General features: G+C 70.8%; 17 protein-coding genes. 9 read left to right on the forward strand and 8 right to left on the reverse strand.

Features of this window, described 5'->3' with window-relative positions; translation table 11 throughout:
• Positions 1-142: 142 nt before the first annotated feature.
• A complete protein-coding gene (locus GEV10_17805; GenBank protein MQA80307.1) occupies positions 143-526 on the reverse strand; it encodes an SDR family oxidoreductase in 384 nt (127 codons plus the stop codon).
• Between GEV10_17805 and GEV10_17810 the strand changes: the two genes are divergently transcribed.
• The 7 genes from GEV10_17810 to GEV10_17840 all read left to right on the forward strand — a co-directional run bounded on the left by GEV10_17810 (position 519) and on the right by GEV10_17840 (position 6,543).
• Entirely contained in the window at positions 519-1,394 is an 876-nt protein-coding gene (locus GEV10_17810) for an ABC transporter permease subunit (GenBank protein MQA80308.1), read from the forward strand. The genes GEV10_17805 and GEV10_17810 overlap by 8 nt on opposite strands.
• 47 nt (positions 1,395-1,441) lie before the next feature.
• Positions 1,442-2,224 carry an ABC transporter permease subunit gene (locus GEV10_17815; GenBank protein ID MQA80309.1) on the forward strand — a complete coding sequence of 261 codons (783 nt, stop codon included), beginning with the start codon at positions 1,442-1,444 and terminating at the stop codon, positions 2,222-2,224.
• 52 nt (positions 2,225-2,276) lie between these two features.
• Positions 2,277-2,873, forward strand: coding sequence for a DUF664 domain-containing protein (locus tag GEV10_17820; GenBank protein MQA80310.1), 597 nt, complete (start codon positions 2,277-2,279; stop codon positions 2,871-2,873).
• 75 nt (positions 2,874-2,948) lie between these two features.
• Positions 2,949-3,578 carry a glutamine amidotransferase gene (locus tag GEV10_17825; protein ID MQA80311.1) on the forward strand — a complete coding sequence of 210 codons (630 nt, stop codon included), beginning with the start codon at positions 2,949-2,951 and terminating at the stop codon, positions 3,576-3,578.
• 160 nt (positions 3,579-3,738) lie between these two features.
• The gene (locus GEV10_17830; GenBank protein MQA80312.1) at positions 3,739-4,179 is read left to right on the forward strand and encodes a MarR family transcriptional regulator; all 441 of its coding nucleotides are present in this window, start codon (positions 3,739-3,741) and stop codon (positions 4,177-4,179) included.
• 46 nt (positions 4,180-4,225) lie between these two features.
• Entirely contained in the window at positions 4,226-5,851 is a 1,626-nt protein-coding gene (locus GEV10_17835; protein ID MQA80313.1) for a sensor histidine kinase, read from the forward strand.
• Positions 5,848-6,543: a response regulator gene (locus GEV10_17840; protein MQA80314.1), complete on the forward strand. Its 696-nt coding sequence runs from the start codon at positions 5,848-5,850 to the stop codon at positions 6,541-6,543. The genes GEV10_17835 and GEV10_17840 overlap by 4 nt, the downstream gene beginning before the upstream one ends.
• 102 nt (positions 6,544-6,645) lie before the next feature.
• On the opposite strand, the gene rplI is transcribed toward GEV10_17840, so the two are convergent.
• The 4 genes from rplI to rpsF all read right to left on the reverse strand — a co-directional run bounded on the left by rplI (position 6,646) and on the right by rpsF (position 8,244).
• Entirely contained in the window at positions 6,646-7,092 is a 447-nt protein-coding gene (gene rplI / locus GEV10_17845) for a 50S ribosomal protein L9 (GenBank protein MQA80315.1), read from the reverse strand.
• Between the two features lie 19 nt (positions 7,093-7,111).
• Positions 7,112-7,348: a 30S ribosomal protein S18 gene (rpsR, locus tag GEV10_17850; protein ID MQA80316.1), complete on the reverse strand. Its 237-nt coding sequence runs from the start codon at positions 7,346-7,348 to the stop codon at positions 7,112-7,114.
• Between the two features lie 74 nt (positions 7,349-7,422).
• Entirely contained in the window at positions 7,423-7,953 is a 531-nt protein-coding gene (ssb, locus tag GEV10_17855; GenBank protein MQA80317.1) for a single-stranded DNA-binding protein, read from the reverse strand.
• A gap of 18 nt (positions 7,954-7,971) precedes the next feature.
• Positions 7,972-8,244, reverse strand: coding sequence for a 30S ribosomal protein S6 (rpsF, locus tag GEV10_17860; protein ID MQA80318.1), 273 nt, complete (start codon positions 8,242-8,244; stop codon positions 7,972-7,974).
• A gap of 269 nt (positions 8,245-8,513) precedes the next feature.
• Between rpsF and GEV10_17865 the strand changes: the two genes are divergently transcribed.
• Positions 8,514-9,572, forward strand: a complete 1,059-nt coding sequence (locus tag GEV10_17865; GenBank protein ID MQA80319.1) for a tartrate dehydrogenase — start codon at positions 8,514-8,516, stop codon at positions 9,570-9,572.
• Between the two features lie 9 nt (positions 9,573-9,581).
• Here the strand turns inward: GEV10_17865 and GEV10_17870 are convergent, their stop codons facing one another.
• The 3 genes from GEV10_17870 to GEV10_17880 form a co-directional block, all read right to left on the reverse strand.
• Positions 9,582-10,043: a hypothetical protein gene (locus GEV10_17870; protein MQA80320.1), complete on the reverse strand. Its 462-nt coding sequence runs from the start codon at positions 10,041-10,043 to the stop codon at positions 9,582-9,584.
• A gap of 65 nt (positions 10,044-10,108) precedes the next feature.
• Entirely contained in the window at positions 10,109-10,510 is a 402-nt protein-coding gene (locus GEV10_17875; protein ID MQA80321.1) for a GNAT family N-acetyltransferase, read from the reverse strand.
• Positions 10,511-10,840: 330 nt separating this feature from the next.
• Positions 10,841-11,446 carry a TetR family transcriptional regulator gene (locus tag GEV10_17880; protein ID MQA80322.1) on the reverse strand — a complete coding sequence of 202 codons (606 nt, stop codon included), beginning with the start codon at positions 11,444-11,446 and terminating at the stop codon, positions 10,841-10,843.
• Positions 11,447-11,508: 62 nt separating this feature from the next.
• On the opposite strand from GEV10_17880, the gene GEV10_17885 reads away from it, so the two are divergent.
• A complete protein-coding gene (locus GEV10_17885) occupies positions 11,509-12,420 on the forward strand; it encodes an EamA family transporter (GenBank protein MQA80323.1) in 912 nt (303 codons plus the stop codon).
• Positions 12,421-12,423 lie beyond the last annotated feature (3 nt).

A 12,423-nucleotide genomic window follows, 5' to 3' on the forward strand; every position in this document is an offset into this window, starting at 1 on the left:
GGCGACGGTCCCCACGAGACAGCCGGCGACTACTACCCTTGGACAAGACATCCTCCTGATGAGTGGTTGGGACACCAAGCCCGTTTACCCCATCAGGGGGATGTCCTGATCTCCAACCATCCGTTCAGGTCTTTACTACGCGTCACCGGGTGGGGTGGGCGCCGCCGTTGACGTTGACGACCTGGGCGGTGACGTGCCTGGCCGCGGGCGAGGCGAGGAAGTGCACGACGCCGGCGACGTCGGCGGGTGTGCCCGCGCGCTTGACGAACGTGTTGTCGACGAGCCATGCGCGACGCTCGTCGGTCAGCCGGTCGCGGAAGTACTCCGTGCCGGCGATGTAGCCGCACGACACGACGTTGGCGGTCACGTCGCGCGGGCCGAGCTCGCCGGCGAGGTCGATGTTCCATGACGCCAGACCCGCCTTCGCCGCGCCGTACGCCCCCACTCCGTTGTCGGCGGCGATCGAGCCGATGTGCACGACCGCGCCGCCCTCGGCCAGCCGGTCGCTCACGGCCCGCGTGGTCATCGCGGCGCTGAGCAGGTTGGCGTCGAGGTTGGCGCGCCACGCCCTTGCGTACGACGCGAGGTCGTCAGGTGCGGGCGCGTCCGGTGGCCTCTACGCGTTCACCGACTGGGCGGGCAGGCGCGGGGGAGCCGACGTCGTCGGACTCGCGAACTTCGCGGAGCTGCTCGCCAGCCCGCCGGCGCTCACGGCTCTGGGCAACAGTCTGTTGATCGCCGGGGCGGCCACTGTCGTCCAGACGGTGGTCGGGCTTGCGCTCGCTCTCGCGCTCCACTCGTCACTGGCGAGCCGGAACCTGTTGCGCACGCTGTTCTTCGCGCCCGCGTTGCTCCCACCGGTCGTCATCGGCCTGCTGTGGCAGTACATCCTGACGCCGGCCGGTCCGTTCAACGACCTGCTCCGCGGCGTGGGGCTCGGGTCGCTGACGCAGAACTGGCTGGGTGATTCCGACCTCGCGCTCGGCAGCGTCATCGCCGTCATCGTCTGGCAGAACGCCGGCCTGACGATGGTGATCTACCTTGCGGGCCTGCAGAACGTCCCTGCCGAGCTGCTCGAGACGGCGCAGCTCGACGGCGCGTCATGGTGGCAGCGACTGCGCCACGTGACCATGCCGCTGCTCGTCCCCGCCACGAGGATCGCGTTGTCACTCACCCTGATCTCCAGCCTGAAGCTGTTCGACCAGGTCTTCGTGATGACCGGAGGCGGACCGGGCCACGCCACCGAGACGCTGTCGCTGATCATGTACAAGGAGGCCTTCGTCTCGGGACGCTACGGCTACGGCGCCGCGATCGCGTTGGTGCTGACGATGATCGTGTTCGCGTTCGCCCTGCTGCAACTGCGCGGGCTGCGCCGCTTCGAGGTGGAGCCGTGAGCGGGTCGGGGGCACGGACCGCCCGGCGGGTCGGCGGCGAGATCGGCATGCTCGCCGTCGCGGGGCTGTTCCTCTTCCCGTTCTACGTCTTCCTCACCATGTCGCTGAAGACGCCTCAGGAGGTCGCCGGCAACCCGCTCGGGCTGCCGTCGGGCCTGAACCTGTCGAACTACGCGACCGCGTGGCAGCAGGGCGGCCTCGGCGACGCTCTGGTGAACAGCGTCGTGGTCACCGCGCTCAGTGTGGCCCTGCTCGTCGGCTGCGGATCGCTCGCCGCGTACCTGCTCGCCCGGCGGATGAGCCGGCTGAGCCATGGCCTCTACCTGGTCTTCCTGCTCGGCCTGATGATCCCGTTGCAGCTCGGCATGGTGCCGCTCTACCAGTTCATGCACGACGCGAACCTGCTGCAGACCTACACGTCGCTCATCATCTTCGAGGTCGGCCACCACCTGCCGCTCGTCGTGTTCCTCTACGCCGGCTTCACGCGCGCGCTGCCGCGACAGTACGAGGAGGCGGCGCACGTCGACGGTGCGAGCAGCTGGACGACGTTCCGCAAGGTCGTCTTCCCGTTGCTGCGCCCGGTGACCGGCACCGTGGTCATCCTGAGCGCGATCGGGATCTGGAACGACTTCCTCACCCCGCTGCTCTACGTCGGCGGCAGCGCCCAGCAGACGCTTCCCGTCGCGATCTTCGCGTTCCGCGGCGAGTTCACGTCGCAGTGGGAGGTCATCTTCGCGGGGATGGCGATGGCGATCCTGCCGATCCTCGTCGTCTACTTCCTGCTGCAGAAGTACATCATCAAGGGGTTCGCCAGCGGCATCAAGGGATGACGGGGCGAAACGCCGTTGTGGTCGGCGCGGGCATCCATGATGATCTGGTGCCATGTCCCACGACGCGAGCACCGAGAACTCATCCGACCGGACCCAGGCAGCGGACGGGGTCACGCGGCACTTCGCGTGGTCCAACGTGTTCGTCCATCCGGACGACGACCCCAGGTCCGGTGGCGGGTTCGCCGACGAGCGCACCGTCCTCGTCGAGTACCTGCGCGACCAGCGCCTGACACTCGAGCTCAAATGCACCGGCCTCGACGCCGCCGACCTGGCGCGCCGCTCGGTACCGCCGTCCACGATGTCGCTGCTGGGCCTGGTGCGCCACATGGCCGAGGTGGAGCGCACCTGGTTCCGTCGCCGGATGTCCGGTCAGGACGTGCCGAAGATCTACTGCACCGACACCGATCGCGGCGGCGACTTCGACGGCGCCGTCGGCGATCCGACGGTCGTCGCGGAGGCATGGGCAACCTGGCGCACCGAGTGCGCGTTCACGGACCAGTACGTGAACGACGCGGCCGACCTCGGCCTCGTCGGCGAGAACGGCAACGTGCTGCGCGAGATCCTCGTGCACATGATCGAGGAGTACGCCAGGCACAACGGCCACGCCGACCTGCTGCGCGAACTGATCGACGGGAGGGTCGGCCAGTAGCGACGAGCGATACGTGACAACATGTTGTCATCATGGAACAGTGGTCTTTGACAACATCCTGTCAAATCTTTGGAGATGACGATGACTCCTCGTCCGGTCTACCTGTACGTGTTCGACGAGCTCCCGGACTGGGAGACCGGCCACGCGACCGCCCACATCAACGCGCCGATGTGGCAACGCGAGCCCGGCCGCTACGGGGTACGCACGGTCGGTGCGACCACGGACCCGGTCACGACGATGGGCGGCACGAGGATCGTCCCCGACATGACGCTCGATCAGGTGACGGCGGACGAGGCGGCCATGCTCATCCTGCCGGGTGGGTTCAGCTACGAGGCCGAGTCGACGCCGCACGACGCCGTCATGGCCAAGGTGGCCGAGCTGATGGCTGCGGGTACCCCGGTGGCGGCGATCTGCGGCGCCATCTTCGGTCTCGCGCGCGCCGGACTGCTCGACGAGGTCGACCACACCGGTGCCGCGAAGGAGTACCTCGCGATGACCGGCTACGTGGGCGGCGAGCACTACCGGGACGAGCTCGCCGTCACCGACCGGGGCGTCATCACGGCGGGACCGACGGAGCCGGTCGCGTTCGCGCGGCACATCTTCGCCGCCCTCGATCTCTACGAGCCCGAGATCCTCGATGCATGGTACGGGCTCTACTCGACTGGCGACCCGGCGTACTTCGGCGTGCTCGACGCCGCCTCGTGACGGTGCTTCCCGGCGGCCTCCTCCGCTCCGCTCCTCGCTCACTTACGACGTGCGTGGATCGTCCAGCTCTCGTTCTCGCTGCGATGCTCACTGCGGAGGCCGCCTCGTGACGGACGCCGAACCACATACCTCGGCGGGCCTCGCGCTCACCGACGCCATCATGCTCGTGTTCCGGCTCAACGGCCGGCTGCTCGAGGCGGCGGAGCGCATGGCGGAGACGGCCGGGCTGACCGCCGCGCGGTGGCAGGTGCTCGGCGGCGTGCTCGACGAACCGCGCCCCGTCGCGGAGATCGCGCGCAGGATGGGCATGACGCGCCAGGCGGTGCAGCGGCTGGCGAACGTCCTGGTCGACGAGGGCTTCGCGCGCTGGGAGCCCAACCCGGCACACCGGCGCGCGAAGCTGCTCCGTCCGACCCGGCGTGCGTACGACGCCGTCCGGCGCATCGCGGTGCTCCAGCACCCGTGGGCCAACGACATCGGCCGGGAGGTGGGCGTCCGCGACATCCGGCACCTGGTGACTGTCGGCGAACGCATCCTCGCGGCTCTCGACGACCACGACCCGGTGACCGGTCGAGGTCGTGCGGCCGACGACCCACCCTGACCATCGTCGGTACCGGGGGTGTTGCGTGGCGGGTACCGTTCCACCGGTGACGGGCAGGCTGGGAGGTGTGCTGGGGCTGTCGCGGACGGGGCTGCCGTGGCGCGACTGGCGCGTCCTGCTCAAGGACCTCGTGCTGTGGCTCGCCCTCGCCCTGCCGACGTCCGTCGCCCTGTTCCTGCCGCGCAACCTCATGTCGCTGTGGTGGACGCTCCCGGCCAACCTCCTCTTCGTGGCCGTGCTCGTCGCACTGAGCCGCCTCCGACCGTTGGTCGGTCTGTGCGTCGCCCTGCTCGCCGCGGTCGCCTGGGAACCCAACTACGTCTACGCGATGCCGGTCATGACGTTCCTCGCGGGTCGGTGGCAGCAACGGCCGCAGCCCGCGCTGGTGACGCTCTCCGCGATCGCGGTGGTGGGCACGGTCGTGACCCCGCTGCTCGGCTTCACCATGTCGGATTGGGCCAACGGCGTTCTCATCCTGCTGATCACCGGGGTGTTCCCTTGGCTCGTCGGCAGGAGCTGGCGGCAGTACCAGGAGCTCGTCCGCGCGGGGTGGGAGCGCGCCGAGCAGCTCGAACGCGAGCAGCGGATCGTCGGCGAGCAGGCCAGGCTGCGCGAACGCGCCCGCATCGCGCAGGACATGCACGACTCGCTCGGGCACGAGCTCAGCCTGCTCGGCCTGCGAGCGGGAGCGCTCGAGGTCGACCCCGACCTGGCCGAGCGCCACCAGGCGTCCGCGCGCGACATCCGGCAGGGCGCCGCGAGCGCGACGGAGCGGCTGCACGAGATCATCGGCGTGCTGCGCGACGAGGCCGAGCGCGCGCCGATCGAACCCGCCCACGAGAGCGTCGAGGAGCTCGTCGACCGGGCGGCGGCGTCCGGCCTGCCCGTCACGCTCCACCGCGACGGTGACGGGGTCGAGGTCCCCGTGCTGGTCGACCGCGCCGCCCACCGGGTCGTGCAGGAAGCGCTCACCAACGCGACGAAGCACGCTCCCGGCACGGCGGTGGACGTCCGCCTCGCGTCGACCGCGACCGAGACCGTCGTCACCGTCGTCAACGCGCTCGCCCCAGCCCGCGACGCGACGGCCGCGGCGACCACCGGGCAGCGCGGGCTGGTCGGGCTGCGGGAACGCGTCCGCCTGCTCGGCGGCACCCTGCGGGCCGGTGAACGGGACGCCGCCTTCGAGGTCGAGGCGCGACTGCCGCACGAGGGCGGCGCGGCGTCCGCTCCCGAACCGCTGGTCCGGGGCACCGGCGAGTCCGAGTCGACGCGGCACCTCGCGCGGGCACGGCGCCGCGTGCGGCGCAGCTTCGTCACGGTGGTGGTCGTCCCGGGCGCGATCCTGGTGATCCTCGGCGTCGTGACGGCGGCGCAGTACACGTACTCGGCCTACGCCAGCATGCTGCCCGCCGAGGACTACGCGGGCATCCGGGTGGGCCAGTCGCGCACCGCCCTCGAGTCCGTCCTGCCCGAGATCCAGTACACCGAGCGTCCCAGGGTCGTCGAGCCCGAGGTGCCCGCAGGGGCCGACTGCGAGTACTACCGGGTGACCCGCAACCCGTTCAACCTGCCGTCCGACGTCTACCGGCTGTGCTTCGTCGACGGCCGGCTGGCGTCGAAGGATCTCATCGACGGCGAGTCGCCGCGGCCGGTAACGTCCTCGACACCATGACCGCCGACGCCGAGTCCGCCGCACGGATCAAGGTCCTGCTCGCAGACGACGAGGCGATGGTCCGCGCCGGGGTGCGCGCCATCATCGAGACCGACACCGGCATCGAGGTCGTCGCCGAGGCGGCCGACGGGCGCGAGGCGGTCGAGCTCGTCCGCAGCCACCGTCCCGACGTCGCGCTGCTCGACATCAGGATGCCGAGGCTCGACGGCCTCGCCGCGGCGGCCGAGATCAGGACGGCCGCACCGGACACCGCGGTCGTCATGCTCACGACCTTCTCCGAGGACGAGTACATCGCCAGGGCCCTGGGCGACGGAGCGAGCGGGTTCCTGCTCAAGTCGGGAGACCCGCGCGAGCTCATCGCCGGCGTCCACGCGGTCGCCGGTGGGGCCGCGTACCTCTCGCCACAGGTGGCGAAGCGGGTCATCGCCGAGCTCTCCGGTGGCACCGGCGGCGGCAGGATGTCGCGCGCCGCCGCGGCGAGGGGCCAGGTCGACGGGCTCACCCCGCGCGAACGCGAGGTGCTCGCGCTGATCGGGGCCGGCCTGTCCAACGCCGAGATCGGCCGGCGGCTGTACCTCGTCGAGGGCACGGTGAAGGCGTACGTCAGCACGATCCTGACCAGGCTCGAGGTGAAGAACCGCGTGCAGGCGGCGATCGTCGCGTACGAGGCCGGTCTCGTCGACCGCTCCTAGTGTCCTGCGTCGCGTCCGAGGAACTGGTGGCCATAGCGACCACTTCCTCGGACGCAACGACGTAGGGCCCCGCCGGAGCGGGGCCCTACGCGTGCGTGACGGTCAGTTGGCGACGACGTCGATGTCGACGGTCGCCCTGACCTCCGGGTGCAGCCGGACCGCGACCGTGTGGGTGCCGACGGTCTTGACCGGCCCCGACAGCTCGATCCGCCGGCGGTCGAGCTGTGGGCCGCCGGCCTCCTTGACCGCCGACGCGACGTCCGCGGCGGTGATCGACCCGAAGAGCCGGCCGCTGTCGCCGGCGCGTGCGCCGAGGCGGACCTTCAGCGTGCCGAGCTGGCTCGCGATGTCCTTGGCCTGGTCGAGGTCGCGGATCTCCCTGGCGTCGCGTGCCCGCCGGATCTGGGCGATCTGCCTCTCCTGGCCCTTGCTGGCGACGATCGCGTAGCCGCGGGGGACGAGGTAGTTGCGGCCGTAGCCGTCCTTGACCTCGACGACGTCACCCGGAGCGCCGAGCCCGGAGACTTCCTGCACGAGGACGAGCCTCATCGTCTGTTCTCCTCTCGGCTCAGCGTGCCTGCATGGTGTACGGGAGCAACGCGACCTCGCGGGCGTTCTTGACCGCCGTGGCGACGTCGCGCTGGTGCTGCCGGCAGTTGCCGGACACCCGCCGAGCGCGGATCTTGCCGCGGTCGGAGATGAACTTGCGCAGCAGCGCCGTGTCCTTGTAATCGACGTACTGCACCTTGTCGGTGCAGAACATGCAGACTTTCTTGCGCGGCTTGCGCACGATGTTCTTGGCCATCATGGAACTCCTTCGTCGAAGTCCGCCGGGTGGCGGGATTGGCCTTCGGGTTGGTTACTGAGGTGGGGGGATCGTCAGAACGGAGGCTCGTCGTACGAGCCCTGTCCGGACGGCTGGCCGGCGTTGCTGGGAGCCGAGCTCGCCCACGGGTCGTCGGCTGGTGCGCCGCCGCCCTGCTGGCCGCCGGCGAAACCGCCGCCGCCGCCTTCGCCGCCGCCGCCGAACCCGCCACCGGACCTGTTGGTCTTGGTGACCTTGGCCGACGCGTAGCGCAGGGACGGGCCGACCTCGTCGACCTCGACCTCGTAGACGGTGCGCTTCTCGCCCTGCTGGGTCTCGTACGACCGCTGCCTGAGCCGGCCGTTGACGATGACCCGCATGCCGCGCTGGAGGGACTCGGCGACGTTCTCCGCCGCCTGCCGCCAGATGCTGCAGCTCATGAAGAGCGCTTCGCCGTCTTTCCACTCACCGGTCTGGTTGTCGCGGAACCGCGGGGTCGACGCGACCCGGAAGTTCGCCACGGCCTGGCCGGACTGGGTGAAGCGCAGCGCGGGGTCGTCGACCAGGTTGCCGACGATCGTGATCGGGGTGTCGCCTGCTGCCATCGGGTCTCTCCCTCTCTCCTAGCGGAGCTCCGGTCGGATCACCTTCGTGCGGAGCACCGACTCCTGCAGGCCGAGCTGCCGGTCGAGCTCCTTGACCGCCTCTGGTTCTGCGGTGAGGTCGAGGACCGCGTAGATGCCCTCGGTCTTCTTGTTGATCTCGTAGGCGAGCTTGCGCCGGCCCCACACGTCGACCTTCTCCACACTGCCGCCGCTCTTCTTGACGACGGAGAGGAACTGGTCGAGTGAGGGAGCCACGGTGCGCTCCTCGACCTCGGGGTCGAGGATGACCATCACCTCGTACTGACGCGCGGACAACTGGTGCCTCCTTCGGACTCGGCGGCCACGGTCTCTCCGTGGCAGGAGGGTCTGCGTGTACTCCGTGCACAGGCGACGCCGACGTTCAGAAGACCTTGGGGAAGATCGACGCGTGTTCCGTGCCCGGAACGCCGCCCACATCGTGGCGGCTGCGCCAGCCTACCAGCGGCGGCTGACAGCCCGTTCGCCTGTCCACAGGGGGGGGTGCGGTAGAACCGGATCGTCGACGTCGAAGGGACGGGCCTGTGGTGACCGAGCGGAACCATCGTGTCGCAGTGATCGCGGGAGACGGGATCGGGCCCGAGGTGATGCCGCCCGCCCAGGCGTGCGTGGACGCTCTCGCGCGCCGCCATGGGTTCGCCGTCTCGTGGCACGAGCTCGACTGGGGCTCCGACCGCTACCGGCGCACCGGCGAGATGATGCCGGCGGATGGACTCGACCGGCTGGCCGAGCACGACGCGGTGCTGCTGGGCGCCGTGGGCGCGCCCGACATCCCCGACACGGTCACCCTCTGGGGCCTGCTGATCCCGATCAGGAGGACGTTCCACCAGTACGTCAACCTGCGGCCGGTACGGACGCTGCCCGGCGTCCGCAGCCCGCTGCGCGAGTCCGCGGACATCGACCTCGTCGTCGTGCGGGAGAACGTCGAGGGCGAGTACTCCGAGGTCGGCGGGCGTCTCTACCGCGGTCGGCCCGAGGAGGCCGCGATCCAGGAGACCGTCTTCACCCGCGCCGGAGTCGCGCGGGTGACCAGGTTCGCCGCGGAGCTGGCCGAGACCAGGCGCGGCTTCCTCACGTCCGCGACGAAGTCGAACGGCATCGTCCACACCATGCCGTTCTGGGACGAGGTCGTCGACGAGGTGGTCGCGGGTCACCCGGACGTCCGTACCGAACGGATGCTCATCGACGCGTTGGCGGCCCGGCTGGTGCACGACCCGCAGCGGTTCGACGTGATCGTCGCCTCGAACCTCTTCGGCGACATCCTCTCCGACCTCACCGCGGCGCTCACCGGGTCGATCGGCATCGCGCCGAGCGCGAACCTCAACCCCGAGCGCGACCACCCCTCGATGTTCGAGCCGGTCCACGGGTCGGCGCCGGACATCGCCGGCCGCGGGCTCGCCAACCCGATCGGTCAGATCTGGTCGGCCGCCCTCATGCTCGACCACCTCGGCCAACCGGAGGCGGCCGGCGAGCTGTGCGGCGCCTTCGAGGATGCTCTCGCGAGCGGCGTCGCGACCGCCGACCTCGGCGGCTCCGCGTCCACCGCGGACTTCACCACGGCGGTCCTCGACCGGCTCGGCTGACCGACCGGACTACGACTGGGCGGCGGCGCGCTCGGCGTTGCCGCGAATGGCGGAGGCCAGCCATTCCGCGGCGCCCGGCCGGGTGTTGTCCTCGATGCCGGCGCGGAACCTGGGGTCCTCGACGTAGAGGTAGCTCTTCTGGACGTGGAACTCGTGCGTCATGTCGTAGAACCAGTGGGCGATGTGTCGCCGCTGCGCCTCGGCGACGTCCATCGCCGCTTCGTCGCGGGGATCGACCCCCGCGTCCATCAGCTCGCGGATTCGCGTCTCTATCGCGGCGTTGTCGCGGTTGATCCGCTCCCACTCCGCCTTGCCGTATTTCGAGACCCGCTGGGCGGACTGGGCGTAGGCGTCGGTGTCGCCCCACCGCTCCTCGACCTCGCCGAGGTACTCGTCCTCCTTCTCGGCCCACTCGCCCCAGACCTCGCGCTTGTCGTCGTCGGACATCGGCGACTGCATTCGCTTCTCCATGCCGAGTACGGTACGAGTCTCCAGTCGCTGGAGGTCAAGAGGCCGCCACCAGGCAGCGCGTTGTCCTACCGGCTGAGGTCGAGCAGGCCCGCGTCCGTCGGCCGGAACCCGCACCGGGCGTAGAAGCCCGTGAGGTGGGGCTCGTAGTCGACGTGCAGCCAGCCGGCCCCGGCCTTCGCCGCGGCCTCGGTAGCCGCCGTCACCAGGCGCACACCGAGACCGCGCCGCCGCTCGTCCGGGTGGACGGTGGTGTCGAGCAGGAACGCGTGCGCACCGCCGTCCGTGGCCACGTTGACGAAGCCGACGAGGCGGCCCGCCCGCCGCGCGCCGACCCAGGTCAGGCTGCGCCGCAGGATCGGCGCGAAGGAGCACGGCTGGTGATCCGGCCACGACACCGTGAACAGAGCGTTCATCTCGTCGTCGCGAAGGGCTGCACGGACCTCGATGGTCAGGTCGGTGTCAGGCATGGGCTCCATCCTGGCGTGTCAGAACGTGCGCGGGTCATGGCCCGCGCACGTTCTGAATCGTCAATAGGCTCGCCGCCCGCACGTTGATCACGTGCACGTGATCAACGTGGACTTCACCTCGTGCCGGGACGAGGTGAAGTCCACGTTGGTGAGGTGAAGCTCCGCCGATGACCCTCGCAGCGCACCCGTGAACGGCACCCTCACCATGCCCCGGCACGGTGAGGGTGCCCCTCACGGGTTGCGGCCGCGAAGCGACCGACACCACGACCGAGTCCACCCTTGTCACCCGCCCCGGGGTCGCCGTACCAGCGGCGATGGATGACTGACAACTCACCCGGCGCGGGCGGCTGCCGCCACCAGTGCGCTCGCCGCGTTCCTCGCGTGCGCCGCCGCGTCGGGGTCGAGGCCGAGACCATGCGCCACGCACGCCCCCTCGTGCAGCAGGAGGAGCTGGTCGGCGAGGGCTCCGGGGTGCGCCAGGCCGGCCGCCTCGGCCAGCTCGGTGAGGTACTCGCGCACCCAGCGCTTCTGGTCGAGCACCGCAGCCCGGCCGGGATGGGCGGGGTCGGTGATCTCGGCGGCGGCGTTGACGAAGCCGCAGCCGCGCGGGTCGGTGTTCTCCGCGCGCTGCCAGGCGCCGAGGCCGTCGAAGACCGTGAGCAGCCGCTCGACCGGGTCGGATCCGCCGTGCTCGTCGACGTGCCGGACGAGGTGCGTGCGCCACCTCTCGTCCCGTGCGCGCAGGTATGCCTCGACCAGCCGGGCCTTCGAGCCGAACCGGTCGTAGAGCGTCTTCTTGGTGACGCCCGCGGTCTCGGCCACGAGGTCGACGCCCACGGAGCCGATGCCGCGGGTGTAGAACAGCTCGCTCGCCGCCGCCAGCACCCGCTCGCCTGCCGGGGTCAGCCGCGGCGCGGCCACCGGTTCGCTCGTCATCATGTGACCTTCCGTCGTCCGTACACTGACAGTATACCGACCGGTATGGTTACCTGCGAGGCATGGATCTCGCCACCCCCGTCTCGCCCCGGGCAGGTACGCCCACGCGCTCGGCCAGGCTCACCGACCTCGCGCTGGCCGCCGGGTTCGTTCTCGCCTGGAGCTCCGGCTTCGTCGGCGCCGAGCTCGGCACGCTCGCCGCGGGCGCGGTGACCCTGCTCGCCTGGCGGGGGATCGTCGGCACGGCGGTCCTCCTCGTCCGGCAGGCCCGCCGCCGCGGCCGGTGGCTCGGCGTGCGGGAGCTCGTCACGCAGGCGGGGATCGGTGTGCTGTCCCAGGCCGGGTACCTGCTCGGCGTCGTGCTCGCCATCCAGCTCGGGGTGCCGGCGGGCACGGCCGCGCTGGTGGCCGCCCTGCAGCCGCTCGTGTCCGGCGTGCTCGCCGGCCCCGTGCTCGGCGAACGGGTCGTGCCGCGGCAGTGGGTCGGCCTGGTGATCGGACTCGGCGGGGTCGCTCTCGTGGTCGCCGGCGACCTCGCGGTGCCGGCTGGAACCCCGCCGTGGGCGTACGCCCTCCCGTTCGCCGCCATGGCCTCGCTCGTCGCCGCCACCCTGCTCGAGCGCCGGCTCGCGCCCCGCACAGGTGTGGCGGAGGGTCTCACGGTGCAGACCGGCGCGAGCACGGTCGTCTTCGTCGCGGTCGCCGCCGGCTCGGGATCGCTCGTCCCTCCCGCCGACCCGACGTTCTGGGCCGCCGTGGTCTGGACGGTCGTGCTCTCCCACCTCGGCGGGTACGCGCTGTACTGGCTGAACGTCCGGCGCGGTGGCGTGACGAGGGTCGGCGCGCTGCTCTACCTGACGCCGCCCGCGACCGCGCTGTGGGCGTTCGCGATGTTCGACGAGCCGTTCGGCATCCTCGCCGTGGCGGGCATGGTGATCTGCGCCCTCTCGGTGCCGCTGGCGCTCAGGCGCTGAGCC

The sequence above is a fragment of the Streptosporangiales bacterium genome (assembly GCA_009379955.1).
Classification (GTDB): domain Bacteria; phylum Actinomycetota; class Actinomycetes; order Streptosporangiales; family WHST01; genus WHST01.